General features: G+C 73.2%; 19 protein-coding genes. 3 read left to right on the forward strand and 16 right to left on the reverse strand.

What is annotated here, in order from left to right; genetic code table 11:
* Positions 1 to 291 precede the first annotated feature (291 nt).
* The 6 genes from AC6JBM_RS20145 to AC6JBM_RS20170 form a co-directional block, all read right to left on the reverse strand.
* Positions 292 to 648 carry a hypothetical protein gene (locus AC6JBM_RS20145; protein WP_497985127.1) on the reverse strand — a complete coding sequence of 119 codons (357 nt, stop codon included), beginning with the start codon at positions 646 to 648 and terminating at the stop codon, positions 292 to 294.
* 154 nt (positions 649 to 802) lie between these two features.
* Positions 803 to 1,462, reverse strand: a complete 660-nt coding sequence (locus AC6JBM_RS20150; protein WP_497985128.1) for a LuxR C-terminal-related transcriptional regulator — start codon at positions 1,460 to 1,462, stop codon at positions 803 to 805.
* Positions 1,459 to 2,649, reverse strand: coding sequence for a sensor histidine kinase (locus tag AC6JBM_RS20155; protein ID WP_497985129.1), 1,191 nt, complete (start codon positions 2,647 to 2,649; stop codon positions 1,459 to 1,461). Before AC6JBM_RS20155 ends, AC6JBM_RS20150 begins: the two co-directional genes overlap by 4 nt.
* A 9-nt stretch (positions 2,650 to 2,658) precedes the next feature.
* Positions 2,659 to 3,399 (reverse strand): carbohydrate-binding protein, encoded by a 741-nt coding sequence (locus AC6JBM_RS20160; protein WP_497985130.1) that lies wholly within the window; start codon positions 3,397 to 3,399, stop codon positions 2,659 to 2,661.
* A 158-nt stretch (positions 3,400 to 3,557) separates the two neighbouring features.
* Positions 3,558 to 5,204 (reverse strand): RICIN domain-containing protein, encoded by a 1,647-nt coding sequence (locus tag AC6JBM_RS20165; protein WP_497986498.1) that lies wholly within the window; start codon positions 5,202 to 5,204, stop codon positions 3,558 to 3,560.
* 1,396 nt (positions 5,205 to 6,600) lie between these two features.
* Positions 6,601 to 8,658 carry a hypothetical protein gene (locus AC6JBM_RS20170; RefSeq protein ID WP_497985131.1) on the reverse strand — a complete coding sequence of 686 codons (2,058 nt, stop codon included), beginning with the start codon at positions 8,656 to 8,658 and terminating at the stop codon, positions 6,601 to 6,603.
* A gap of 165 nt (positions 8,659 to 8,823) precedes the next feature.
* Here AC6JBM_RS20170 and AC6JBM_RS20175 point away from each other — a divergent pair, with 165 nt between their 5' ends.
* Together AC6JBM_RS20175 and AC6JBM_RS20180 are read left to right on the forward strand one after the other, a co-directional pair.
* The gene (locus AC6JBM_RS20175; protein WP_497985132.1) at positions 8,824 to 10,386 is read left to right on the forward strand and encodes a S8 family serine peptidase; all 1,563 of its coding nucleotides are present in this window, start codon (positions 8,824 to 8,826) and stop codon (positions 10,384 to 10,386) included.
* Between the two features lie 131 nt (positions 10,387 to 10,517).
* A complete protein-coding gene (locus tag AC6JBM_RS20180; RefSeq protein ID WP_497985133.1) occupies positions 10,518 to 11,312 on the forward strand; it encodes a zf-HC2 domain-containing protein in 795 nt (264 codons plus the stop codon).
* A 63-nt stretch (positions 11,313 to 11,375) separates the two neighbouring features.
* Here the strand turns inward: AC6JBM_RS20180 and AC6JBM_RS20185 are convergent, their stop codons facing one another.
* The 6 genes from AC6JBM_RS20185 to AC6JBM_RS20210 all read right to left on the reverse strand — a co-directional run bounded on the left by AC6JBM_RS20185 (position 11,376) and on the right by AC6JBM_RS20210 (position 18,438).
* Positions 11,376 to 13,304, reverse strand: a complete 1,929-nt coding sequence (locus AC6JBM_RS20185; RefSeq protein ID WP_497985134.1) for a S8 family serine peptidase — start codon at positions 13,302 to 13,304, stop codon at positions 11,376 to 11,378.
* A 92-nt stretch (positions 13,305 to 13,396) separates the two neighbouring features.
* On the reverse strand, positions 13,397 to 14,047 hold the full coding sequence (locus tag AC6JBM_RS20190) for a sigma-70 family RNA polymerase sigma factor (RefSeq protein ID WP_497985135.1): 651 nt from the start codon (positions 14,045 to 14,047) through the stop codon (positions 13,397 to 13,399).
* A gap of 147 nt (positions 14,048 to 14,194) precedes the next feature.
* The gene (locus tag AC6JBM_RS20195) at positions 14,195 to 15,460 is read right to left on the reverse strand and encodes a hypothetical protein (protein ID WP_497985136.1); all 1,266 of its coding nucleotides are present in this window, start codon (positions 15,458 to 15,460) and stop codon (positions 14,195 to 14,197) included.
* A 138-nt stretch (positions 15,461 to 15,598) separates the two neighbouring features.
* Complete coding sequence (locus AC6JBM_RS20200; RefSeq protein ID WP_497985137.1) at positions 15,599 to 16,021, reverse strand: DUF4913 domain-containing protein; 423 nt, start codon at positions 16,019 to 16,021, stop codon at positions 15,599 to 15,601.
* Between the two features lie 24 nt (positions 16,022 to 16,045).
* The gene (locus AC6JBM_RS20205; RefSeq protein WP_497985138.1) at positions 16,046 to 17,806 is read right to left on the reverse strand and encodes a type IV secretory system conjugative DNA transfer family protein; all 1,761 of its coding nucleotides are present in this window, start codon (positions 17,804 to 17,806) and stop codon (positions 16,046 to 16,048) included.
* Complete coding sequence (locus AC6JBM_RS20210; protein ID WP_497985139.1) at positions 17,803 to 18,438, reverse strand: hypothetical protein; 636 nt, start codon at positions 18,436 to 18,438, stop codon at positions 17,803 to 17,805. The genes AC6JBM_RS20205 and AC6JBM_RS20210 overlap by 4 nt, the downstream gene beginning before the upstream one ends.
* Before the next feature lie 177 nt (positions 18,439 to 18,615).
* Here AC6JBM_RS20210 and AC6JBM_RS20215 point away from each other — a divergent pair, with 177 nt between their 5' ends.
* Positions 18,616 to 20,076, forward strand: a complete 1,461-nt coding sequence (locus tag AC6JBM_RS20215; protein WP_497985140.1) for a glycoside hydrolase family 19 protein — start codon at positions 18,616 to 18,618, stop codon at positions 20,074 to 20,076.
* Between the two features lie 5 nt (positions 20,077 to 20,081).
* Here the strand turns inward: AC6JBM_RS20215 and AC6JBM_RS20220 are convergent, their stop codons facing one another.
* The 4 genes from AC6JBM_RS20220 to AC6JBM_RS20235 all read right to left on the reverse strand — a co-directional run bounded on the left by AC6JBM_RS20220 (position 20,082) and on the right by AC6JBM_RS20235 (position 25,579).
* Positions 20,082 to 20,645, reverse strand: a complete 564-nt coding sequence (locus tag AC6JBM_RS20220; RefSeq protein WP_497985141.1) for a hypothetical protein — start codon at positions 20,643 to 20,645, stop codon at positions 20,082 to 20,084.
* 417 nt (positions 20,646 to 21,062) lie between these two features.
* Positions 21,063 to 22,859 (reverse strand): putative type IV secretion/conjugal transfer ATPase, encoded by a 1,797-nt coding sequence (locus AC6JBM_RS20225; RefSeq protein WP_497985142.1) that lies wholly within the window; start codon positions 22,857 to 22,859, stop codon positions 21,063 to 21,065.
* Positions 22,856 to 24,349 carry an SCO6880 family protein gene (locus tag AC6JBM_RS20230; protein ID WP_497985143.1) on the reverse strand — a complete coding sequence of 498 codons (1,494 nt, stop codon included), beginning with the start codon at positions 24,347 to 24,349 and terminating at the stop codon, positions 22,856 to 22,858. Before AC6JBM_RS20230 ends, AC6JBM_RS20225 begins: the two co-directional genes overlap by 4 nt.
* 15 nt (positions 24,350 to 24,364) lie before the next feature.
* Positions 24,365 to 25,579 carry a hypothetical protein gene (locus tag AC6JBM_RS20235; RefSeq protein WP_497985144.1) on the reverse strand — a complete coding sequence of 405 codons (1,215 nt, stop codon included), beginning with the start codon at positions 25,577 to 25,579 and terminating at the stop codon, positions 24,365 to 24,367.

Below are 25,579 nucleotides of genomic sequence, written 5' to 3' on the forward strand. Positions count from 1 at the left end.
ACCTGGACCCGGGTGGTGCAGGCGCCGTTGACGGTGTCGTTGACGTAACGCTGGGTGGTGACGACGTGAGGCCGCGGATCTGGCCGTGCGCCGACCGGCCGGCACTCTCGGTGTAGAGGGTGCAGGTGCTCTGGCCGCAACCCGGTTGTTCGTAGGCGATGCCGTCGAGCATGCCGTCCTCGGCGTAGCGCATGGCGACGTTGATCCCGTTCGGCCACGCCTCGGTGACGAGCCGGCCGCCGGCATCGTACGTCCCGGTCATCGTGCCGGCCTGGGTGTCGGTGACCTGCGTCAGCAGGCCGCGGCGTTCGGTGCCCCCGTCGTAGGTGAAGGTCCGGACGCCAGCCCGGCCCATTCGGCGTGGTTGTCACACTCCGTGTAGCCGGAGCCGGAACCCGGACGATAGTGGACGGTGATGCGGGTGGCCGGAGTGTTCGTGGTGGTACCACCGGCCGGCTGTGTGGTGGTGACGACCTGACCGGTGTTCGGGTCGTAGCCGGTGCGGGTGGCCAGCGCCAGGCCGCCCGGGTCCTCGGTGACCGTGACCGGCTGGCGCAGATTCCAGTCGTACGCCGTGGTCGTGGTGCGCGCGTCGTCGGCCACGCACGTCGCGGTGCCGTAGCACAGCGCGGTCGTCTTCGTGGTCACCAGGTCGAACGGTGCGCCCGTCGACGGTGCACCCTGGTCGTACGCGTACGTGGTGCGGGCCCGGCCCCCGCCGGGGAGCACGGGCGCTGTGGCTGCGCCGCGTCGAGGCCGGCGCGCAGGACGGCCGGTGTTAGCGGTGCCGGTCGTTGCGCCGCTACTGGCGGCCCGACCAGCGCATCGCGGCCTCGGTGCGATTGTTGGCGCCGAGCTTGGTGAAGATGTGGTGGAGGTGGTTCTTCACGGTCTTCTCGGTCAGCAGCAGCCGCCGGGCGATCGCCGCGTTGGAGTGCCCGCCACACAGCAGGTCGAGGACCTCCCGCTCGCGCTGGGTCAGGCCGAACTGCTCCCGGATCTCGCGCAGCCGGTCGGCCCGGCCCAGCTCGGCCTGGTCGCGGGCGGCCTGCTCGCGCATCGTCGAGACGGTGACGGCGGCGACCACCGGGGAGAGCCAGGCCATCCCGGCGGCGACCGCACGCACCGCGCGCAGCAGGTCCGGCGGGTCGAACTCGCCGTGCACCAGGTAGCCCCGCGCGCCGCCGCGCAGCATCCCGGCGATCAGCGCCTCGCCGGAGTCGCTGGTCAGGACCAGGACCGACGTCTGCTCGGCGAGCTGACCGATGATGCTCAGCCCGTCGGCGATCGGCATTCGGTGGTCGAGGAGGGTGACCGTGGGCCGCAGCCGCTGCACGGCGGTGACCGCCGTGCGGCCGTCGCCCGCCTCACCGGCGACGTGGATGTCGTCGGCGGCGGCGAGGTAGGCCCGGATCGCCGCCCGTACGATCGGGTTGTCGTCCACGATCAGGACGTCGATCATCGGTACACCTTCCTGCTGTGCGCGTCCTCGGGCGTCGCCGGAGCCCGGACGACGAGCTCGGTGCCGGCGCCGGGGCGTGATCGGATGTCCAACGTCCCGCCCACCGCCTGGGCCCGCTCCCGCATGCCGATGATGCCGAAACTGCCGGCGACGGACAGGACGGTCAGGTCCTCGGGTACGGCGAAGCCGGTGCCGTTGTCGCGCACGGACAGCTCCAGCGTCCCGGCCGTGGCCGCGAGCCGGACCATGACGAGCGTGGCGCGAGCGTGGGCGGCGACGTTGCGAAGCGCCTCGTACAGGATCTGGGCCAGCTCGTAGCGCGCCGCGAGGGGCGGCTCCACGGCGGCGGCGACCAGCTCGACGCGGATGCCGGCGCTGTCCTGCCAGGCGTCGCAGACCATGCGCACGGTGTCGATGAACGGCCGGTCGGGTACGTCCCGGCGCAGCGCCGCCAGCAGCTCACGAGACTCGCGCACGGCAGTGTCCGCCCCCGCCGAGATGGTCAGGGCGAGCTGCTCGGCCAGGTCAGGTTGGCGTCGCAGCGAGGCGGGCAGTGCCAGCGCGGCGAAGGAGACCCCGCGGAGGGTCTTGGCGACCGAGTCGTGCAGTTCGCGGGCCAGCCGGGCCCGCTCGGACGCGGCGGCGGCGCGCTGCGCCGCGGCTGTGGCGGCCATCGACATCTCGAGATAGCGGGCGACCGCGCCGGTCAGCGCCGCGGCGCCGAGGCCGCACACGAGGTCGGTCATTGGCAGCGCCACCACGAACTGCGCGAGCATGCCCGGTACCGGGCCGGCGGCGCGGAGGACCTGGACCGACACCGCGAAACCCAGCACGGCGTGCCCGCCCCACAACGGCAGACCGGCGGTGCCCAGCAGCGATCCGGCCAGCGCGGCGGAGGCGGCCGCGAAGCAGAAGTAGGCCACCCCGCCCTGGCTGGACAGCAGGACCCCCAGCACGAGCACGGAGTCCGCGGCCAGCGCAAGCAGCCGCCACCGCACGACCTGCGGGAACTGGCTCAACGCCCACAGCTGCAATCCCGTGGCGATGCCGATGACGGCCAGCGTGAGCAACTGCCGTGAAGAGTCACCGACCAGCCGGATGCCCACGCCCACCGCGGCGAACGAGAGCACCAGGCGCCCCAGCAGCAGGGCTCGGCAGACGGCGGCCTGAGCGGCGATCCGGTGCATCGTCCGCCCTCAGGAGAGGACGACTTTGTCGAGGTCCGGAGCCGGGCCCTCGTCGTTGTAGAACCGGATGTCGACCCGGCCCGCCGGCACAGCGGCCGAGAACATGTACGAGCTGGGCTTGTTCCAGCTGGTGCCGGTGAGGGTGACCGAGAGCGGCTCGCTGCCGTTGACGGAGGTCTTGAGCCGCCGCCGACCGTCGAGCTCGTAGACCACGGTGATCTGCCGGTTGCCGGCGGACGGGACGGCGAAGTGCAGCGTCACGCTGGCATCGCCGTCGATGTAGCGCACCCGGGCGCCCCCGTCACACAGCTCGCAGTCCTTCACCGCGGCGCCGCCGACCAGCGTGCTGGCCGGGTCCTCGGCCTGTACGGTGAGCGGCTCGAACCGCATGGTCGACCTGGGTGCGCCGGTCGCCGTGGGCCGACCGGTCGATGCGGGCGCGCAGGTCTCGGTCGTGCCCGCCAGCATCGGTCCGCCGTCCGCGTCCGGCGCCGCGCTGCCGGCTAGGCCGGTCGGGCTCGCGCCCGTTGCCGGCGTCGAGGCCGGCGTCAGGGCCGGGCCGCCCGCGCCCTGCGGCGGCGTGCCGTCACCGGTCATGATCAGGGGTGGCAGGACGAACGCCGCCACGATCACGCTGCTGGCGAGGACGCCGATGCCGACCCAGTGCCGGGGCCGCAGACTTCCGTCCAGACCGGCCGGCCCGACGACCGGTGGATCGCTCGGCTCGGTGGATGCCTCCGGGACGGTCACGGAACGTACTCCTAGGGCATTGGCCGTGCGTTCTGCGCTCACCGTACTGACGGTTTGCCAGGGAATCAAACAAATCCGTCATCGGCGCAGATCGACCCTGCGTACCGGCTATGTGACGATCGCCATGCCGGCCGTTCCGGTCCGGTGCAGCATCGACGTCAGCCGGCCGGGACGATCCGCCAGAGGTGGTCGGCCGTGCCGTTGTCGTGGTGCTGGAACAGCTTGGTGCCGTCGGTGGTGACCATCCGCTGCAGGGCCAGCAGGAAGCCGCTCCCCGCGTTCTTGACCTTGTACACCCCGCCGCCCGTGTCGACGAGCTGCCAGCGGGTCGCCGGCGTGCTCGTGTCGCGCACCTGCGTGATGAACGCGAACTCGCTGGTCGAGGCGTTCTGCGGCGACAGGTCGAATCCGTTGAAGACGCTGCGGATGCGCACCGTGCCGCCGGTGTCGGCGATCAGGATCCACAGCCGCGAGGCGTCCGTGCCGTCCGCCGCCTGCACCACGACGTCGCCCTCCTTGCGGGACGAGCCGGCGACGGCGACCACCTTGCCACTCAGGACATTGATGATTTTGTACCGCGTGGGCGCCGGTTTCGTCACAGTCGGCATCGACGTCGGCGTGGGCGTGGGCGTGGCCCGTGATGCCGGCGGGCGACCCGTCGTCGCGACCGGCGACGGGCTCGGCGTGGGCGGCGCCGTGGACGGCATCGGGCTCGGCGGCCCGAACGCGCCGACGGTGTGGTAGAAGTCGGCGAAGCCGTCCACCCGCGACACGAAGTCGGCAACGCCAGGCACCCTCGGCACCCCGCCGGCCTGCCGGACGGCCGTGGTGCCGGTGCGGAACGCCGCGAGCGCGGAGTCGTAGGGATCGCCGCCCACCCTGGTGAAGGTGCCGAGCAGATCGCACATCGCGGTGCCGAGCACCCAGACGGCCAGCTCCGGGTCCCACGGTGAGCCGGACGGGGGCCCGTAGTAGCTCCACACGTCATTGCGGAAGCCGGCGATGCCCATCGCGCCGTCTGCGGAGCGGTGATTCGGGTCGAAGCCGGAGGCGGCCATCAGCTGCGCCGCGATCCGGGCCGGCGTGACCTGCGGGCAGACGCTACCGGCCGCGCCGATGGCCGCCAGGTACTTGTCGGGGACGGCTGCCGGCGAGCCCGCCGCCGGAGGGACTCCCAAGCGCGCCGAGGTGCTCGGCGACGGCGGCCGCTCGGAGCCGCCGAAGGCGGACTGCCGGGCGTACCAGGCCGTGTAGCCCTCGACCGTACCGACGTAGCCCTTCGCGGCTTCGGGTATCCCCCGGGCCGAGCCGACCGCCGGCAGGCCCGAGTGGTAGGCGGCCAGCGCGAGCCGCCACTGGTCGCCGGCGAGTCCGGTCAGCCGCACCTGGCCCGCCAGGTCGCACATGAAATGGGCCAGCGCGTAGACGGTGGCCGAGCGATCCCGTGGATTCGCGTTGGGCCACGGCTTCCACCGCTCGAACGCCCCGCCGGTCAGCCCGGCCGGCGCGTCACCGGGCCGCGACGGGGCGGTGCCGTCCGCCGCGAGTCCCGCGTTCGCCAGCAACTGGCCGGCGAGCTTCGGGCCGGACAGCTGCGGGCACGACAGTGCGGCGAGGGACACCGTCCGCGCGGTCGCGTCGTCGATCGCCGTACCCTGCAGCGTGTTGCTGCCAACCGCGGTGACCGCGTAGCCGACCAGCCCGGCGGCCACGATTGCCAGCGTCAGCAGCGCACACACCACCGCCGACGTGCGCCGGCTCATGCCGGTCCACCAGAATGTCAGCCGCCGGCCGCCGTCCGACATCGCCGCCACCACCCGCTCCCTTCACCGGAGCACAGAAAGACCCAAATCGGCTCTGCCGTGAACGCTAACCGGTCCACCGGCCGGGCCGAGTGAGCCGAAAGGCCCGGAGGGGCCCATCCGGGGGCTCAGGACACCGCCCGAGCGCCGCGGCTCGATGCGTGTGGCCGATGAACATTCCCGGCGCCCGTAACGTTGTACGGTCATGACGAATCGGCGGGGTCTCGTCGTCGCGGTGCTGAGCGGGCTCCTCGCCCTGCTCGTCCATCCGCTCGCGGCGTCGGCGGACACCGTGAAGTACTACGTGGTCGGGCCGCCCCTCAACGGGCAGCGCGAATATCTGTACGAGATCGCCGTCAAGACGCTCGGCAGCGGCAAGCGGGCGCAGGAGATCTTCGTGCTGAACCAGGACCGGGCGCAGCCGGACGGCGGCCGGCTCACCGACCCGCTGGAGCTGCACACCGGGTGGATCCTGGTGCTGCCGCCCGACGCCGGCGGCCCAGGCGTGCGCACCGGTCCGCTCCCGCAGTTCACGCCCGCGGCGGGCGCACCCTCCGCGGCGGTATCCCGGCCGCCCGGGCCCGCGTCCGGCCCGCCGGAGGCGCCACCGGCCGGGACCGCCTCGACCGGGGCCGGGTCCGCCCTGGCGGACACCGCGCTGATCCGGATCGCCTCCGTGGTCCTCATGGTGCTGTTCGCGGCCATGGCGCTGGCCTTCACGAAGAAGATGCCGCGGCGCCGCCGGCCGGTGCCCGCACCCGCCGACGCGTGGTGGGACCGACCGGCCGCCGCCGCCTCCCCCACCGTCCGTATCCCGCGGGCCGTCCTGCAGCGCCCGGCTCCACCGGCGAGCATCGAACCCGCCGTTGACCCGACCGGCAACGAACCCGCTGACGAAGGGGAGCCGGATGGCCCGCCGATCCGCGATGACGAGCAAGACCCCGGCTCCTTCCCGGCGCTGCTCGGTGAGGTGGACGAGGGCGGGTACACCATCGGCGTCTCGCTCATCGGGGCGCGCACCGCGCCCTCCGGACCGGCCTACCGCTGGCTCGGACCGGGCGAACGGGCGCCCGGCGCCGGCATGGTGCCGGTCATCCTCGGATCCGGTGACGGCCGGCGGCTGTACCTCGACCTCGCCCGCGCGCCGGACGTCATCACCGTGGCCGGGGCGGCCGAGGACCGCAAGTGGCTGGCCGGCACGATCACCCGCCGGCTGGCCGCCCGCGGACTCGACGTGGCGGTGCTCGACAATGCCCTACCGGCCCGGGGCGCGGACGGTCCCGACCCGGACGGCGGGATGACAGTACTCGCCGGGACGGCCACCGATGCCCCGTTCACCGGCGCCGTGTTCTGCGCTGCCGGCGCCCTGCACGGCCAGGAGCTGCGCGAGGTGCGCGATCTAGTCGGCAGCAGCGCCGGGCGCAGCGTCGCGATCGTCGTCGGCGGCGCGCTCCGGGCCCGCTGGGCTCTGCGCGTCGGCCGGTCGGAGGAGGTCCGCCAGGGGCGCGGCGGCGCCGGCAGCCCGGCGCCAGCGGCCGTCGACGGGCAGGTAGACGCGCCGGACTTCGACGCGTTCGTAGGAACGGGACGGTAGCACCAGGCCTTGATCGGCCTCCGCCGGCTCGGCGTCCCCGGGCCGCAGTGCGGTGAGCTGGCCCAGTGCGGCCGCGGTCCGCCCGGCGTCGATCGCCCGGCGGCGCGGTATGCGCAGCTGCACCAGCCGGAACCCGTCCTCCGGCCGCGGTCGGCGGCGCAGCAGCGGCAGCCGGTGGCCCGGCTGACCGGCCTCGGTTCCCGTCTCCGGCACCATCGCGTACGCCGTCCCGGGCCGTCGCTGCGGCCACCGCACGGCCTCGTTCGGCAGCCCGTCGATCCCGTGCCGGGCACCGGTGCTGCGGATCGTGACCGGTTCGTCGGCGATCCGGTCGACGGGGACAGGGCCACCCTCGGTCAGCTCGTACCCGCCGACCAGGCGCGCCTGCTCCAGCCAGCCGATCGGCAGCAGGTACAGGCCGAGGTGGACCAGATGCTGCAGGTGGGACGGCACCCGGACGCTGAGGTGCCCGAGCTCGACCGCTCCGCCGGCCTCGACCCGGATCCGCAGGAGGTACTGCGGGGCTCTGGGCTCGGTGATCGGCCGGGGTTCGAGTCGCCCGAGCAGGAACAGGTCCGGGCTCGGCACCCCGTCGACCGCCGCCCGTCGCGGCGTCGTGGCGCAGGGGACGTACACCTCGAACGGCTCGGTATTGACCGGCGGGCGGCGCGGGAGCCACGCGACCCCGTGGGCGCTGCCCCGGCGCGAGCGGCGTGCGATGGGCGGCCGCAGGCCGACCGGTGGGCCGGGGTCCTCGTGCCGACGCTCGAGGACCCCGTCGGTGACCGGCGCCGCCAGCTCCGGGAGCACCTCGTCCGGCGGAGGCGCATCGGCCGACGGGGGCACGTCGAGCGGCGCCACCTCCGGCGGAGGGACCTCATCATCAGCAGCGGCGACCGGCGGGGCACTGATCGTGATCGGTTTGGCCGGGACCAGCCGGCCGTGCCGATCGGTCTCCAACGCCGCGGAGCGGTGCTCGCCCGTCGGCGGGTAGTCGTGCCAGCCGGCCGGACGCCCGTCGGCGTCGATCGCGCCGAGGTCGCCGCCGTCGTCCATGACGACCGCGCGGCCGCCGATCGGCGGGGTCCACACGGTGGCGCCGCTGAGCCGCGCCAGCTCGGCGGCCTGCGCGGCCAGGCGGCTGCGCTCGTGCGGCGCGGACGGCCAGGCCAGCCACAGCCGCAGATCGGTGCCGAACAGCGGCAGGTCGGCCACGGCCGCGGCGAGGCCGGCCGCGGAGCGCACGTCCTGCGTCCCGTCATATGCGCCGATCACGAACCCGCCGTCGCGGACGGTCACCGCGACCGTCGTCAGGTCCGGGTGCCCGGCGCGCAGCCGGGCGGTGGACGCCCGGCGGCTCACGAAGTCCGCCCGGGTGGCCAGCGCCAGCCCATTGGGCAGCGGGAGCGCGACCGTGCCCCGGCGGTGGCGGACAGTACCGCCGCTCAGCGTGAACCAGCCGGGCAGCGCGGTCGCCAACTCCGGCGGCTGGATCACCTGCCAGTCCCGGACGTTGCCCTCGGCGTCCACCGGGACGAGCTCTGGCGCGCCGCCGGAAGCCCGCCGGGACGACATCGCCGTGCCGGCCGGGGACACCAGCACGTCGCGGCCCAGCAACCCGGCCAGCTCGCCGAAGAGCGCCGCCGACCGTGCGCCGTCGTCGACCAGGATCCGCACGTCGTCCTCGCCGCCTCCGCCTACGAGGACGAGATCGGCGAGCCGGCGAGCGCTCAGCGCCTCGGCCGGGCCGTGAGGCAGGGTCACCGCGCCGGTGGAGTCCCGGACCAGGCATAGGTCGAACAGGCCGGCGATGCGCCGACGCTCGAGTGCCCCGGCCGGGCGGTGACGCACGGCTGGCTGCATAGGACACCTCCTGACCGGGGCCGAGGGACGCAACCGGCCCGTCAACGCCCCTACTACGCGTCCCGATCCCCGGAGGGTCACACATGCGGCCGGCAATTTTCCGGCCGCGATGAACTCACGCCCGGCCCCGGCCGTAGTGATGCCAACAGCGACCTGGGAGATGCGATGACGTTGTCCACCGCCCGGCGCGCCGGGGTGGGGTTCGGGCTGGCCGTGGCGCTCGGCGCCGGCATCATCGGCCTCGCGACGCCACCGGTCGCGGCGGCTCCGTCCGACAACGACGACTTCGTGAAGTACTACACGGTCACGTCGTCGTACAACGGCACACCGGAGAACCTGGTGGAGATCGCCGCCCGGTTCCTCGGCGACGGCGCGCGCTCCGTCCAGGTCTTCGACCTCAACACCGGGCGCCCGCAGCCCGACGGCAGCGCGCTCGCCGACGGCAACCAGCTGCACGCTGGGTGGCAGCTGGTACTGCCCTGGGACGCGGTCGGCCCCGGCGTGCAGTACGGCCTGCTGCCCACCACGGCGCCCGCGGCGTCCGGCCCGGCGCCAAGTCCAGGTCAGGCCAGTACCGTCGCCGCTCCGAAGCCGCCGGCGCCCTCCATCGCACCGAGTACCGCCCCCGGCGCCGGCGGCTCGTGCAGCGTGGCCGCCACGTCCGGCTCGGCCCAGTCCGACTGGGCGACGCTCCGGCTCGCGCCCGAGACGGCACTGACCCACACCAGCGGCAAGGGTCAGCTGGTCGCGATCGTGGACTCCGGCGCGGACGGCAGCCTCGCGCCGCTCACCGGGCACGTCACGGTCGGCACCGACGTCGTGGCGGGCACGGGCCGGGGCGACACCGACTGCCTGGGTTCGGGTACGGCCATGGCCGGTCTCATCGTCGCCCAGCCCACGCAGAGCAGCACGCTGCGCGGCATCGCTCCGGACGCGGTGGCCATGCCGATCCGGGTGGTCACCGGTGCGGCCAAGACGGCCCAGCCGGTCGACGGGGCCACCGCCATCGAGGTCGCGACGGCGGCCGGGGCAACGGTCATCGCAGTGGGCTCCTATGTGGACTGCGGCGACGCGACGGTCGCCGCCGCGATCGCCGAGGCCGCCCGGCACGACGTGGTGGTCGTCTGCGGCGCCCCGCTCAGCTCGACGCCGATCGACACCGCGGCCGGATCGCCGTCCAAGGCCACCGTCCGGGTCGCGGGCATCAGCGTGGACGGGGAGCAGGCCGCGGCCTACCGGCTTGGGGCGGTTGACGTGGTGGCGCCGGGCGTGAACATCACCAGCCTCGGCATCACCGGCACCGGCACCCAGTACGCGGTCGCCTACGTGGCCGGTGAGGCCGCCCTGGTCCGAGCGGCCTACCCGGACCTCAGCGCCGAGCAGGTCGTGCACCGGATCGAGGCCACCGCGGACAAGATGAGCGACGCCCTCCCGGACGGCCGGTACGGCTACGGCCTGATCAACCCGGGCCAGTCCGTCACCCGGGAACTGCCCGAGGAGCGGCGTTCGGCGCAGCCGGCCGCGCGGCCCGCCGGTGACTCGCCGTCCGACGGCGGCCGGACCACCGTACTGGTCTTCATCGCGCTCATCGGCCTGGGTGCGGCGGTTCTGCTCATTCTGCGTATCCGCCAGCTCCGCGCCGGATCCCGCGCCGGCGACGACGACCCGGACGACGATGCTGCAACCGATCCGTTCGAGACGGCCGGCGACGACGCTGTGCGCGGCTGAGCCGGTCCGGCCGGGGCCCGGGTTCACCCGAACGTCCCGTCTGCGCGGTGAACCCGGCAGGGCCCGGCCACGTAATTTGGAGACCGTGGTCCCGGGGCGAGCGCCGGGGTGGCTTGAGGATCTGATGCAGAGTGACTGACTCCGCCGGTGACCCGCATGTGCGGCTCTCGCTTGGTGCACACCTGCTGGGCGAGCTCGCCCCGCCCGAGCGTGACGCCGTCGAGCGTCACCTCGCGACCTGTCCCGCGTGCCGGCTGGAAGCCGACGAGCTGGCCGTGGTCCTGGATGCGCTGGTCCTGCTCACCGACGAGGACAGCCGCGAGGTGGTGGCCGAGTTCGGCGTGCTCCGCCCCGAGGCCGCGACGGCGTCCGCCGCACCGGCCGCCGCAGCCGGCCCCGCCGAGCCGCCACAGCGCCCGGACCGGGCTTTGAAGCCGGCCCGCCCGGCCGCCGGACGTCCGGCCGCTCGGCCGTCCTCCGCCCGCGGCCGGCTGCACAGCCGAAGCCGGCTGGGCCTCGCTGGTCTGGCTCTGGTCGTGGTGACCTCGGCCGTCACGTTCGTGACGCTGGGCCTGAGCGGTCCGAGCGCCCCGCCCGATCCGGTGGTCATCACGCTCGCCGCGACCGCGCAGAACACCGCCACCGGTGCGCACCTCTCGGTGCTCGCCACCGGCCACGACGGCCGGGTGACCATCCACGCCACCGTCACCGGACTTCACCACGACAGCCGGTACCAGCTCTATGCCGTCACCTCCGACGGTACGACCCGGGTGGTCGCCGAGTGGACCGGGTCCGACGCGGCGCAGCAGGTCAGCGGGGCGGCGCCGGTGACCGTCGCGGAGTTGTCGTTCTTCACCGTGACGCTGTCCGACGGTACCCCGGTCGTGTCGGCCTACCTGCCCAGGCCCGCGCCGGCCACCACCTGACCGCGGCTCCCGGGCCGGCCGTCGCCTCGATCGCCGGGGCGACGGCCGGCCCGTAGCGGCCGCTCAGCCGTCCCGGCCGGGCTCCCCGCCGGGCAGGCGGGGATCGTCGCGCAGGCCGCGGTGGTCAGGGCCGAACTCGCCGGCGCCGCCGTCGTCGTACGCGCTGCCGTCGTCGGCGGACTCGTCGTAGAACTCGGCGGATTCGTCGTACCGGTCGCTCCAGTGCTCCTCGGTCCCGGCCAGGTTCCGCGCCGCCCGCCAATCCGACGCCGACGCCGCGGGCGCCTCGGCCGTCCGCGGGCCGTACGTCTCCTCCGGCTCCGGCATCCGCCCGGCGACGGGCATGGACATCGCCATCTCGGCCACCCGCGGCCGCGCAGCGGGCTGCGGCACCGGCGGCTGCGGCCACGGCTCGTCGGCGACGGCCGGCCAATCCTCCTCGGCGGACCCGCCGCGACGCCGCCGCAGACCCCGCAGGAGCAGATATCCACCGGCCCCGAGCAGCAGCAGCGGGCCCAGCAGCAGGATCCACCGGCCGGAGCCGCCACCCGACCGGCTCGCCGTCGTGGTCCCGATCGGTCCGGCGTTCGCGTCCGGCACGGCGCCGACCGCGGCGGCCGCGTTCACCATGCCGTAGCCGAACGCCCGGTCGGGTACCTTGCCGTCGCCCACCTTGGCCGACGAGGTGCGCACGATGCGACCGGCCTGCTTGGCGTCCAGCCCCGGGCCGGCCGCCCGGACCAGGGCCGCGACGCCGGCCACGAACGCCACCGCGAGGTGGGTGCCGGTGACCTGGGCGGTGCCGCCGCCCATCGCGACGGCCTCGACGCCGACCGCGGGCGCGACCACATCGACCGCGCCCGGCCGGTACGCCAGCGGCTGCTTGCCGTCGGCGCCGATGCCGCCCACCCTGATCAGCGCATCGTCGGCGGGCAGCTCGGGTCCCTGCGTGGTGAACACGTTCGTCGAGGCACTCGCCGGCACGGCGGGCGGCGCCTCCACGATCACCAGCACGTCGTGGCCGAGCGCGTCGGTGATCGCGGCGACCACGTCGCGGTCGGCCAGGTCGATGTACTGGCCGAGCGCGATGACGCCGGCGTTGCCGGAGACGGCGGCCTTGATCGCGGCGACCTGCCGGGACGGGTCCGCCCGCGGTGTGCTGCCGACCACCCGGATCGGCAGGACGACCGCGTCCGGGGCGACGCCCGCACCGCTGCCGCTCTGGTCCGCCTGCGCGACGATGAGACCGGCGATGGCGGTACCGGTGCCGAGACAGTCGTTGTCGCCCCGGCCGCTGGCGCTCGAGACGTCGGCGCCGGTGTTGACGTGGCCGGAGAGGCGGGCCACGCGGCCGTTCACTCCGGAGTCGACGACGGCGACGACCTGCCCCTTGCCGCGGCTGCGCGGCCACGCTTTGTCGGCGGCGACCGTGTTCTGCGCCCAGGCGTCCGCCGTCGCGGCCGGCGCCGCGGTGGCGCACCCGACCGGAGCCGCGGTGCCGACCGGCGCGGACGACGCCGGAGCCGGCGATGCCGGCGAAGGGCGCCGTCCGGTGTCCGGTACGCCGGCCGGCGCGCTCCCGGTGGCCGTGGACCTGGGCGCCGGTGGGGCCATGGTCGCCGGCGGGGCCGCGGTGGTCGCCGGAGCGGAGGCGGGGGCGGCGGCGGGCAGGAGACCGTAGGCGACACCGTTGCCGACCGCGTCCCACGGCAGCACGAGGTACCAGCCGGCACGCAGCTGGGCCGGGTCCGCCAGGCTCGCCCCGGCCGGCTGCGGGCGGCCGACGTTGAGGGTGAAGATCTCCTCGGCGCGCCGGCCGTCGCCCAGGAACCGGCTCGCGATCTCCGTGAGGTTCTCCGCGGCGCCGTCATAACTCTTGGCCACGGTGTAGAACTTGACGTACCCGCTTTCCGCGGCCCAAGCCGCGGCGGGTGCGCCTATCCCGGTGAGGCACACCGCCACCACGAGTATCAGGCGGACAGTCCTGGGCATCGGCAATCCTCTCGCCGGTCTCGTCTTGGCGCTTCGGCAGCGGCCTCAGGACGGCTCAGCGAAGGCTGCGGTTCATCCGGCGGGTTCTGCGTTCAGCGCTTCGGCTCCTTGGCCGCCTTGCGGGCCTGCGCGGCGGTGCGGCCCGGGTCGGCAGGGGGGTCGGTGACCTCGGCGGCCGGCTTGACCCGGCCGGGGTTGAACCCGCGCTCCACGAGCTCCTCGCGCAGGGCGCGCATGGCGTGGTACATCCGCGACTTGACGGTGCCCTGCGGCACGCCCAGCGCGGCGGCCGCCTCGGCGGTGGAGAAGTCCTGGAAGTACATTGCCACGAGGACGCTGCGCAGCCGCTCCGGCATCCGGGCCAGCGCCTCGCGGACCTCGCGCCGGTCGAGCATCCGATCGACGTCGTTCTCCTGCGTGGAGTAGGCCTCGATCCGCTCGTCCGGATGCTCCGGTGGCCGCGCGTTGACCGAGCGGATCTGGTCGATGGCGATCCGGCGGGCCACGGTGAACAGCCACCGCCGGCTCCAGTAGCCGTCCGGCAGCCGCGCCTCGGGATGGTTCCAGGCCCGGATCAGCGTCTCCTGGACGATGTCCTCCGCCCGGTGCCGGTCACCGTTGGTCAGCCGCATCAGGTAGCTGAGCAGCATCGGCGAATACACGTCCTTGAGCTGGCGCAGTGCCTCGTCGAGCCGGGGAGCCCCGTGCTGCCCCGCGGAAGCCCCGTCGACCGTCGGTTCCATAGCCAACCTACGACGCGACGGGCCGCGGGGTTCAACGCCGCACCCGGGAAACCGCCGGCACCGGGCCGATACGCGTGTGCCGCCGGTCACGTGACCGGCGGCACACGGCATGCCTGACGGCTCAGGCGCCGCCTCGCGTGTGCCGGCTCACTGCCGCGGTCCCCTACGCTGCTGCTGGTTGCCACCGCGGTAGGCCGCCGGAGGGTCCTGGAGCGGCTGAGCGTGCCGAATCCGCCGGCCGGACCTGGCGGCCAGCGTTTGTTCCACATCCGCCTGCGGATGCTTGCTGGCCCAGTATGCGTTCACCCTGTCGGCCACCGTCACGAGCGTGGTGGCGCCGTAGCCCACGGCTGCCTGCGCCGTCCGGAGATGCGCCGTCGGCTCGACCAGGCTGCCGATGGCCAATCCGGCCGCCGCGAGGTTCCCAGCGTTGAACGCCATCTGCGCATACTGGCGCCGGGCGTAGTTTTGGTACATTTCTGTGATCGTCCCGATGATGGTCAGGCCCGTACCCGCGCATTCGGCGCCGAGAGCCGTCTTGCCGGCCAGCGGCGTGCCCGCCTCCTTCAGAGAGTCGCCGATGACGGTCATCAGTGCATTTCCCTGCTTGGTCCCGGCGCTGACGTAAGGAGCGATCGTCATCATGCTGCTCAGCACTTTGCTCTGCCAGACCGCGGGGTCTACGTCCGTGCCGGCGTAGTGCACGATCCGCGCCGCCTCATACAGATCTCGGGCGGTCGTCGTCTGGCCGGGAACGTTGTCCTCAAGGGCGATCGCGTTGCGCCGTCCGGACCCCGCATACCGTTCCTGATTGATGCGCTCCCAGGTCGTATCGATGGTCGACGTGACATATGGCACCACAACTTTGGCGATTCTCAGGCTCACGAGGTCCGAATTCAACATCGAAGCGACATCGACTCCGACGGCGGTAAGGTCGGCGATACCCGAGTATATCGTCCGCTCAGCCTCTGATTTTTCATGCGGGTACTGGGCGTTATACAATCCCCGCCCTCCTTTCAGAAGCTTCACGACGCCGTTGAGGCCCTGGCTCACATTTGCCGCGTACTCGATTCCATTACCCACTTTCGGGTGAGTGGCCGCCGCCTGTGCGCCGATGAACTTGACGAGCGCCAGACCTTGGGCGGTGCCGATATTCACATAGTCGAGCGCCGCTGTAATCTGGTCGAACGTCCGCCCGAACCGGCTTCGGGCATCCACTACATTTGCCTGGCGCACTCTGTCATTGTCGCTGTCCGCGCCCGCGTATCCCAGGGTTTGCGCAGCCAGTTCCTCGCTGGAGCGCCGCCTACGAACGGACGGCCGAGGTGCCGCCTGGTCGGGGGATATTGACCTCGATCGGGACTCCTGCGCGACGCTGTGGATTCCATAATTGGGATCGAATGGTTGGGTCATTCCAGCTCCCTGTCGTCGTCATGACGTTGCGAGCGGCACGTTTTCCGTCGCGAGATGCCGCCAAAAACGGCCGCCGTTGCGTCGCGGTTCTCCGGTTCATCTGGTGTGATGGCGATCACATGTGGATGCGAGTGGGCATCAGACGGAGCCGTCGTCGTCGACGGCGGGGCGTTCCTTGTGCCGGTGCGCGCCCGGTTTGCAGCCGGCGAAGGGACCATTGGGGCTGCGCAGCGCGTCCATGGTCGGCTGGAGAAAGTCGCGGTGCCACGTCACCGGGCCGGTCATGTCCGCGCCCGGCCCGGTCCGGTCCTGCCACGCCAGCCAGAGACCGTGCAGATAGGCGATGGCCTCCGGATGGTCCCGCCAACGCGAACACCACGGCGCGCTGGACGTGACCTCCTGGGCATAGACCGGGATGAGTAGCTTCTCCACCCAGATCGACAGCCGCCGCAGCTCGCTGACGTATTCGTCGCCGACGAGGTACAGGATGAAGAACGGCTCGTCGCTTGCTTCCTCCGGGGCATCGACCGACGGGCTCTGCTCGCCGAGGGTGGTCGTCATGGCAAGACCCTTCTGCGGGAAGTCCTAGTACGCGGTCTGCACGTCCCAGTCCGGGATGGTCGCCTTCGCCGCGGCGCGCTCGGTGATCGCAGTGACCTCCCGCTTCGCGGCGGCCGAGATCCGGGCCGCGTCCGGCTCCTTGTACCAGGGGCGCAGCTGGATCAGGGCGGGCCGGACTCCGGTGGCCAGCAGCAGGGCGGTGCCCTTCGGCAGGGCGCGGATCTTATCCGGCGGCAGGATGCTCTCCTGCCGGTACGACACCGACCGGGAGCGACCGTCCTTGCTGCTGGTGGTGCTGACCGTGCTCACGTCGTGCTGGCCGACCAGCTTGGAGATCTTCTCCACGAAGTCCGCGTCGTCCAGGCCCGCGCCGAGGAGCTTGATGGTCGCGGCGCCCCACATGGCGTCCATGCCGGCGTCGCCCCAGACCCGCTGGCCCTGCCGGTAGCTCTGCAGCAGCGTCACCACGTTGATCCCCCGGGATCCCAGGTGGCTGTAGAGATCGGGCAGGTCGGAGATCCGGCAGACGTTGGCCGCCTCGTCCAGGACCGCGGTCATCGGCGGGTCCAGCCGGCCGCCCATCCGCTCCGCCGCCACGACACCGGCGCGCAGCGTCGCGTCGGCCAGACCCGCGATCACCCCGGCCGCGGAGCCGCCGCCGTCCTTCGACAGCAGGTACAGCGTGTCGTTGGTAAGGACGTGGTGCTCCGGGCGAAACTGCGGCAGCCGCTCGTCTTTCGACACCCAGGCCAGGATCTCCGGGTCCAGCAGGCAGGACACACACTGGCGGGCCGTCTCGAAGATGCCGTCGCGGGTCTCCACCGCCCCGCGCACCGTGCCCTGCAACTGTTCGGCCATCGCCGGCATCCGCACGTCGCGCAGCAGGTCGACCGGGGTCCGGTCGGCCGGGTCGGCAAGCCAGGCGAGCAGGTCGGACACCGAGGCGCCACTGCGCGCCGCCGCCAGGAACAGCGCGGTCAGCGTGTTCTGCGCGGCGGAGATCCAGAAGTCCTTCTTGGACGAGTCGTCGTTGACGGAGGCGACGAAGTGTCCGGCCAGCCTCCGGGCGCCCTCGATGGTGACGCAGGTGGCCAGCATGTCCCACCACATCTGCCGCGGGGCATGGGCGATGGCCTGCGGGTCGAACGTCCACACCGTGCCCGCCCTCGCGCGCTCGGCGACCGTCACCGCGTAGACGTCGGCCTTGTTGGAGGTGAGCAGGACCGCGCCGCGCGCCCGCAGCACCCGCGGCACGGCAATGCCGGTGGACTTCCCGGCCCGGGGGGCCATCAGGTCCAGCTCGACATCCTCGAAGGAGGATCGCAGCTCGGGGCCGTTGGGGTGCAGGTCGCCGAGCAGGTTGCCGGTCTCGTCGGGGTGCAGCCGTTCGACGCCGCCCAGCGACGGACGCAGCTCGCGGGCGCGGGCCTCGATGCCCTTCGGGGCCATCGACCCGAGTTCGCGCTCCCGCGCCAGCCCCTTCTGCTTGGTGTTGCGGGCCACGACCTTGCGCACCACCAGCAGCGCCACCACGAGCAGCACCAGGAACAGGACGCCGATACCTGCGTACACGGCGACCGGGTCGGCGCCCGGCCACACCAGACCGACGCGGCCGAACAGGACGTCGACGTAGATCCCGATGGCGAACGGCGGCGGATGCCACCCGGCGCCGCTCACCGCCGCGCCGGTCGTGCCGCCGAGCCACAGGACGCCGAAGATGGCCATGTTGATCGCGGCGAACGCGACGATCGCCCACGGCAGGTAGCTGTCGCCGGAGTCTTTCATCGCGCCCCTCCCGGGCGTGACCCGAGCAGCTCACCGAGCCGGATGAGCTGCTTGGGCAGCGAACGCGCCGGCTTTCCGGCGCGCCAGTCGGCGATCCACGGCACACGGATCACCGGGGCGACCGAGCGCAGCACCCGCACCCGGCTGGTCAGGGCCAGCGGGAGCCCGCCGGGCGCGTCGGCCACCAGCACGAGCGTCACCAGCTTCATGCCGGGCGGGTGCCGGCCCTCCCGCATGGCGTTCAGTGCGCACGAGGCGGCGCGCATGCCGGCCGCGTGGGTGCGGGCCGTCAGCACCACGTGCGCCGGATCACCCGCGGCCGGGTCCGGCCACCGGCAGCCGAGATCGACCCCGCCGAGCACCATCGCCAGTGATGTGGCGCCGGCCCCGCCGTGGGCCGCGACCCAGCCGAACCCGCTGTCGGACAGGCCACGCACCGGCACCGGCCGGCTCGGCCGCGGCGGGGGGTCATCCGAGCGGAGCGGCCGGCTCGCCTGCAGCCGCTCGATGAGCGTCAGCGACCCGGTGCCGGCCTCGACGTCCCGATCGGGCCCGGTACCGACCGGGTCGTCGGAAAACCGCCCACGGCCCTCGGACCCGGGCCTTCGCGGGGGTGCCGATGGAATGCCCACGTGTATCTCATCTCCTTCGACCGCGGGGGTGCGCCCTAAACGGCGCTCGCGCCGGACCGGTTCACGCGCTCCGCCGGTTTCTCGGCGCCCTCGCGCCCTCCCCGGCCGGAGCGTGAACTGGCGGCCGCACGCGCCCGTCATTGCGGCGATCGAAACTCCCGGAGGGCAGGAGCGCGCATGAGCGGCATGGGCGGCAAGGCGGGGACGGCCGCGGCACAGCGGGCGAAGCAGGCGGCCCGGGGGGCCAGGAAGGGCAGGAACCAGCTGGGAGAGGTGTCGGTCCAGAACGTCCTGCTCATGATCCTCGGCGCCGTCGTCGGCCTGCTCGGCCTGCCACTGGTATTGCTGGCGCTGCTGTTCCTCGTCGTCATCGTCATCATGGTCGGTCTCGGCGGCTCCACGGAGATCCCGGACCCCTCGGGCAGCAACGCCCCCTGGGGCACGACGCTGATCGGCGGCGACGGCAAGGGCACGCTGCTGGAGCGGGCCGTCCCCAACGCCGCCTGGGTGCAGCCGCTCAAGGACGCCGCCACACAGTGCGACATCCTCAGCCCCGTCATCCTGGCCGCCCAGATCGACATCGAGTCCGACTGGGACACCGCCAAGCAGGGCCCGGACGGCAAGCTCGGCCTATCGCAGCTGACGCCGGAGCAGTTCCAGCAGTACGGCCGCGACGACGACAACACCAACGGCGCCTCCGCCACCGACCCGGCCGACTCCATCCACGCGCAGGCCCGCTATCTGTGCGATCTGGCCGGCCAGCTGCAGACGCTGCTCGACCAGCACGCGGTCAACGGGGACAAACTGTCGCTGACCCTCATGGCCTACCACGACGGCATCGACGCGGTGAAAGCCAAGGGCGGCATCATCATCGTCGACCCATCGGACTATGCGATGCGGGTACGCGCGCGGTTCGCCGACTACCGGCAGATCGGTCCCGGCCCGACCGGCAGCCCGGCGGCCACGGCGAGCCCGGCGGCCGCCGCCTCAGCCACCGGGCAGAAGACCACGCCGCCCACCGGCACGGTGCTGACCGAGGCGCAGTTCGAGCAGATGTTCCCGAACCGGAACTCGTTCTACACCTACGCCGGGCTGGCCACCGCGATGCGCGGGTATCCCGCCTTCGCCACCACCGGCAACGCCACCGTGCGCAAGCGCGAGATGGCCGCCTTCCTCGCGAACGTGAGCCACGAGTCCGGCGGCCTGCAGTACGTCGAGGAGCTCGACCGGTCCGCGTGGGGCAACTACTGCGACGACACCCAGCCCTACGGCTGCCCGGCCGGCCAGACCGCCTACCACGGCCGAGGCCCGCTGCAGATCAGCTGGAACACCAACTACAACGCGGCCGGCGCCGCCCTCCACGTCGATCTGCTCCACAACCCGGACAAGGTGAAGACCGACGCCGCGGTGGCGTGGGGAACCGCCCTGTGGTTCTGGATGTCGCAGAGCGGCGCGGGCACGACGCCGGCGCACACCGCAATCACCGGCGGCCGCGGCTTCGGCGAGACGATCCGCAGCATCAACGGCTCCATCGAGTGCAACGGCGGGAGCCCGGAGCGGGTGCGGGACCGGGTCGACGCCTACACCCGGTTCACCGGGATGCTCGGCGTCGACCCGGGCGCGGGCTTGAGCTGCTGAGCCGGTCAGTTGGACAGTCCGCGGGGCGCGGCCTGCGACCGCCGCGGTGGGCTGTAGGGCCGCTCGGCGCCGGAGGCTTCCCTGGAGGACCGCCTCCCCCGGGACGTGTTCACCGACTCCATGCCGGCCGCCTCCGCGGCCTGCCGGTTCTCGACCGGGGGGCGCGGCTCCGTCGCCCGTCTGGCGGGTACGGAAGAGCTGCGAGTCTGGCCGAGGACCGTACCGCTGGACCCGTTCACGGCCGCCGGCGCCGTGCGCCGCGATGGCCCCGCGGCGGCGGTGATGAGCCCGCCCCCGTGGGACCGGCCGGACGTCACGTCGCTGCCCGGGCCCAGGTTGGCGAGCTCAGGGTCCGGCTGGAGCCCGGCCATGCCGCTCATGATGTTGTCCGCGGCGGTGGCGGCAGTGTAGGCGACGTTCCGGGCGCCCTGCGCCGCCGTGCTCCCCTCGTGCGGCGGCGTCGCCGAGCTCGACGACGGCCCGCCCGCGCTGCGCGAACTGGCCCGCTGCTCGGCCTGGCGAGCCTCCTGCGCATCGAGGACGCGTTCGAACGCCTTCTCGGAGAGCACGGCACCCACCGCCCGGAACAGCCCCGCCGTTCGACGCCAACCCGCGCGGATCTTGCGCCCGCCCCATCGGGCCGCCGCCCACACCGTCCTGAGCACGCCTCGGCGCCGGACGCCGCTCGGGGCGGGCGACGACGCCGGACCGTACGACGGCTGGGGCGCACCGCTCGGCGCCGGGCCGGACGGCTGCGGCGCACCACCCGGTGCCGCACCGCCGCCATCGGGTGCCGCATTGTCCAGCTCCGCTTGCCGGGCGGCCCGCCTCATGTCGACCAGGAGCAGGGCCCGGGTCCACGCCGCCCGCAGATACTGGCGGAAGCGGGCGAGGAACGGTCGGGCCCCCGGCGGCTGGGCGGCCGGCCCCAGCGCTGATCCTCGTACTGGTGCTGTCATCGCGACCTCCCCAGCGCCCGCGGCGCCCTATCGATGCAATGCGAAGTCGGTCTCCGGGCCCGGGCCAGGATCGACATGGAGCTCGATGCCGTCGCCGGCGGCCACGGCCGCGTCCTCGGCGGCCCGCTGGGCGGCCACGCGCTCGGCGTAGCCGTTGGAGACCCACCGGGCGTTGGTGTCGTGCAGGTGGCGCTCGGTGTTGGTGATCGCGACCTGGATCGGGATGCCCGGCCGTCCACCGACCTTGATCAGGAAGCGGCCGCGGCCGGGCGGCTCGTCGTGCTCGCCGTGCTGGGCCCAGCCGGGCGGGGACGACCACGACGAGACCAGGTCGATCTCGCGGCGGGACAGGCCCACGACCTTGCCCAGGTCCTCCATCTCGGCCTTGGGCAGGCCGGCGCAGGCGACCATGCCGGCGCGCTCGACGAAGCCCCGGGCCTTGGCCCTGTCGGCCTCCGAGCCGAGCGCCTCGGCGTCCTTCAGGGTGTGCGTGATCTTCGCGTCGGCCAGGCCGAGGGATCGGTTGAGCCGGGTCAGCGCGTCGATCCGGTCCACGATGCCGGACGCGGCCCGCAGCGGCCGCCAGAGCTCGTCGAGGATGGTGAAGAACCACCGCCGCGGGGCCAGGCCGGCGTCGGCCAGGGCGTGCGCGGCCGCCACCGTCCCGAGCCCGTCGGACCAGGCGGCCAGCATGGCCGCCGCGGTGAGCTGGCTGTCGGCCTCGCCGATGCGGGAGATGTCGATGCACACGGCGGTGGCGTTGGGATCGATGTGGGTGGAGGTGCGCGCGGCGAAGGTGTCACCCAGCGGGCCGTCCAGAATGCCGAGCAACGACCGGTGCAGCGGGTCCACGGCGTCGCGGTACCGCGAATCCTGGCCGCGGTCCAGCGTGATCTGCCGGATCCGCGGTGGCCCCTCCTGCAGCACCCGCAGCAGATCGGGCAGCTGGTAGGACTGCCCACGCGGCGTGTGCTCCCGCAGGTGGCGCAGGGACGCCGAGAGCACGGACTGCTCGTGGTCGCTGATCGGCCGGCCGCGCACGATGGTGAGCAGCGCGGCCACCATGTTGAGCACCCGGCCGTGCGTCTCCGCCTCGAGCGCCGCGCCGGCCCGGCCGCCGATGCGGGCGGCGGCCGCGCCCATCGCGCCCGGGTCGAGGACGTTGAGCCCGCCGACCCCGCGGGCGATCCGGATGACCTGCCCGCCCAGGGCCCGCACGGTGTCCGCGTAGTCCGGCTTCAGGTCGCCCAGCACCAGCGGCACCACGCCCTGCGCGGCCAGTCCGATGGCCATCCGGTTGATCAGCGTCGACTTCCCCAGGCCGGGCATGCCGAGCATGAACAGCGACGGGTTGGAGATGTACCGGGCGCGGGTGAACCAGTTGAGCGGATCGCCGCACACCGTGGCCCCGGTGGCCAGGTGCCGGCCGAGGGGTACACCGGTCATGGGCGACCCGGACCCGGACACGAACGGCCACAGGCCGCACGCCTGCACCGTGGTGGCGCGCCACATGGTCGGCGGGTCCAGGCTGGCGACGCGGCCACCGGCGGGGGCGAACGAGCCGCGGTGCGGGATGCTGTCGTTGCGGCTCGCCCTGGCCATCCGGGCCAGATACCTCGCCTCCGCGGCCTGGAACTCGGCCTCCAGCTTCCGCGCCTTGCGGCGGGCCCGCGGTGTCTGGTGGCCGGTCTCGTCGTGCTCCCGGGGCTGCCGCTCGATCGGGGGTACGTCCAGACCGCTGAGCGCTGTGTGCCGGCCGGAGGCGCCCGGCCGCCACCGCTCGCCGAGATCGAACACGCGGAGCTTGGCGCCGGCCCGGCTCACATCGCCTCCTGCAGCTGCTGCGGCAGCATGGTCTGCTCCCACGGCAGAATCCCGGTGGGCAGCCCGCAGGTGAACGCGGCCGCCTGCATCCGGTCGGCCGGGCGCATCGCGATGCGGGTGGCCCCCAGCAGGTTGCGCATCACCACGTTGGCGTCCGCGAGCTGAGCCAGGGAGTCCACCGTGACGGTCACGACCATCGAGAACTCGACCAGGCCGGCCCCGGACGCCTCCTCGGCCGCGGTCTGCTCGGCGGCACTCACCTCCGAGACCGCCCGGGCCCGTACCATGCCGCGCGTCGACGTGGCCATGAACTGCGCGGACCGCCGGTCGCTCTCCACGATCTTCGCCGAGGTGGCCGGGTCGATCGGGCGGTACAGCAGCGCCACCCGCTTGCGCCGGATGCTGGGCGCCGGATCGAGCAGTGCGCGCAGCACCCCGGCCCGGACCGTGCCGCGCGGCGCCAGGGTGAGCAGCCAGGTCCGCGACACCCCGGAGTCGTGCTGGTAGGCGTCGACCGACTCGATCGCGGCCGCCGGGCCGGCGTCCAGCCAGTGCAGCCCCGTCCCGCCGTACTGCGCCCGCAGATCGAGCACGTCCGCCGCGACGGCCGGATCGTAGGCGACCCGCACCACCTCGGCGATCCGCTCGGCCGACATCGGCTCGGCCGAGCCCCCGCCCGCACCGATGAGCCCGGCGAGCAGGCCCTGCAGCCGCAGCGCCAGATCGGCCAGGATCTCGTCGGCGGGGCGCTTCGGACCGCCGGGCAGCCCATAGGTGAGGGTGATGTAGGTGTTCATCTCGGAGGATGCGTCCGGATAGGTGTCGACCACCTCCTCCATCACCGCGCGGGCGGCCGCGGGAGCGTCCGGTGAGATCCGCGGCAGCACCTCGGCGGCGAGGCGGGTGCCCGGATCCGGCGCCGTCTCGACGACCACCGAGGCGCCGCGCAGGCCGGGTTCGTGCGCCAGCCGGGACAGCCACTCACCCCACATCGCCACCCAGATGTCGACCTGGTCGGCGTCGACGAGCGAACCGCCGTCGGGTTCGCAGAGGATCACCACGGAGTACAGGTTGCGGTAGCGGTGGTGCAGCACACCGAACGGACGGTCGAACGGGTCGCGGCCCTCCAGCATCACGACCTTGCTGAGCATGCCCGGCGGCCGGAACCGGCCCCCGGGGCGGGCCGAGAGCGGCCCTGATGCGTACAGGTGCTGCCCGGCGGCCTTGCGCCGGGCCCAGCCGATGCGTAGCGCCATGATGTTGTAGACGTTCCTTCCGTCTGCCGTGCGGATGGCCAGCGGGCCGATCATGAGCGCGATCGGCGCGCCGACGATCAGGGCCGCCTTGATCGAGATGAGCGACGCCAGCAGCACGACGACCAGACCGCCGAACAGGCCGACCGTGCCGACCAGACCGAAGGCGCCGAGTCCGGCCTTGCGCGGCCGCCGCCAGTTGCCGTACGTGGGGCTCTTGATGGCTTCCGTGGACATGTCTCCCCCACCGGGTCAGCGTGACTCGTCGTGGACGCCCGGCAGCGCGCCCTGCGCCACGTTGTTGGCGTGGCTGCCGGCCCGCCGCGTGACGTTGGTGCCCTTGTCGATGACGCTCGCGGTCGTGGAGAGCGCGGAGACGAGCCCGCCGAGCGCCGCCCTGGTCCGGGAGCCCCCTCCCCCGCCGGCCGACCGACCACCGCCGGCCGACCCGCCGCCGCCCGACCCGCCACCGGCGGCCGACCCCACGGCGCCGAGCGCGCCGGCCGGGACCGCCCGGCCACCGGCGCCGGACGCTCCACCGCCGGAGGCGCCGCCGCCGCTGCCGATCCCGAGCCTGATCGCGCCGGACGCGATCGCACCGGCCGCGCCCGCCGCCCCCAGGGCCACGCCGGACGTCGCATCGGAGGACCCCAGGGCGCCCACGGCGGGCACCACGAGCCGTAGCAGCGCGGGCAGGGAGATGGCGGAGAGCAGCAGGACGCCGCACCCGGCTATGCGGATCGCCTGCTGATCCTGGCCCCGGTCGGCGATCATGACGACACCGGCGTAGATGACCAGGCCGGTGGCCGGTTTGAACGCGAGCCAGGCCACCATCCAGGCCAGGTGCTTGCGCCACCAGGAGCCGCCCCACTCGGTCATCGAGGCCGCCGCCGCCACCGGCAGCGTTGCGGTGAGCAGCACCATGACGCCGAGCCGGATGTACAGCAGGATGATGTGGATGATGGCGGCAATGATCAGCAGAATCCCGATGATGATCAGCAGGAACGACGTGAGCCCGTCCGACCCGCCGCAGGAGAAGATCGTCTTCAGCTCGGCGTTGACGCCGGCCGTGTAGATGTAGTCGGTGTAGTCGTCGGCGATCCCGGCGAGCTGTTGCAGGACGAACGTCGCACCCCCGGCCACCAGCACGAGCTTCACCAGCCCCTTCAGGGCGGTCGTGCCCGCTTGCCCGCGCCGTTCGATGGCCATGCGGGCGGCGGCGAAGAGGATGGACGCGACGGCGATCCCCGCGACGAGCCACGCGACCTGCGCCTTGATCGAGCCGACCGTCGTCAGGTCGCCGAGCGTCGGAATCTTGTTCGCGACAGAGGAGAAGAGGTTGACCGCCGCGGTGAGGATCGCATTGGCGATGTCTCGGAGAATCCCGTCGATGCCCTCGTCGATCAGTTTCGAGATGCCGCTGAACGCTCCGAGGTAGAGCGGGTCGCCCGAGGTGCACGAAGCCAT

Source organism: Dactylosporangium thailandense (genome assembly GCF_059739745.1).

What these genes read in the sequence shown, in the direction of transcription:
- AC6JBM_RS20150 (WP_497985128.1), bottom strand. Translation starts at nt 1,462, where the DNA reads ATGATCGACGTCCTGATCGTGGACGACAACCCGATCGTACGGGCGGCG.
- AC6JBM_RS20155 (WP_497985129.1), bottom strand. Translation starts at nt 2,649, where the DNA reads ATGCACCGGATCGCCGCTCAGGCCGCCGTCTGCCGAGCCCTGCTGCTG.
- AC6JBM_RS20165 (WP_497986498.1), bottom strand. Translation starts at nt 5,204, where the DNA reads ATGTCGGACGGCGGCCGGCGGCTGACATTCTGGTGGACCGGCATGAGC.
- AC6JBM_RS20170 (WP_497985131.1), bottom strand. Translation starts at nt 8,658, where the DNA reads ATGCAGCCAGCCGTGCGTCACCGCCCGGCCGGGGCACTCGAGCGTCGG.
- AC6JBM_RS20175 (WP_497985132.1), top strand. Translation starts at nt 8,824, where the DNA reads ATGACGTTGTCCACCGCCCGGCGCGCCGGGGTGGGGTTCGGGCTGGCC.
- AC6JBM_RS20185 (WP_497985134.1), bottom strand. Translation starts at nt 13,304, where the DNA reads ATGCCCAGGACTGTCCGCCTGATACTCGTGGTGGCGGTGTGCCTCACC.
- AC6JBM_RS20190 (WP_497985135.1), bottom strand. Translation starts at nt 14,047, where the DNA reads ATGGAACCGACGGTCGACGGGGCTTCCGCGGGGCAGCACGGGGCTCCC.
- AC6JBM_RS20195 (WP_497985136.1), bottom strand. Translation starts at nt 15,460, where the DNA reads ATGACCCAACCATTCGATCCCAATTATGGAATCCACAGCGTCGCGCAG.
- AC6JBM_RS20200 (WP_497985137.1), bottom strand. Translation starts at nt 16,021, where the DNA reads ATGACGACCACCCTCGGCGAGCAGAGCCCGTCGGTCGATGCCCCGGAG.
- AC6JBM_RS20205 (WP_497985138.1), bottom strand. Translation starts at nt 17,806, where the DNA reads ATGAAAGACTCCGGCGACAGCTACCTGCCGTGGGCGATCGTCGCGTTC.
- AC6JBM_RS20215 (WP_497985140.1), top strand. Translation starts at nt 18,616, where the DNA reads ATGAGCGGCATGGGCGGCAAGGCGGGGACGGCCGCGGCACAGCGGGCG.
- AC6JBM_RS20230 (WP_497985143.1), bottom strand. Translation starts at nt 24,349, where the DNA reads ATGTCCACGGAAGCCATCAAGAGCCCCACGTACGGCAACTGGCGGCGG.
- AC6JBM_RS20235 (WP_497985144.1), bottom strand. Translation starts at nt 25,579, where the DNA reads ATGGCTTCGTGCACCTCGGGCGACCCGCTCTACCTCGGAGCGTTCAGC.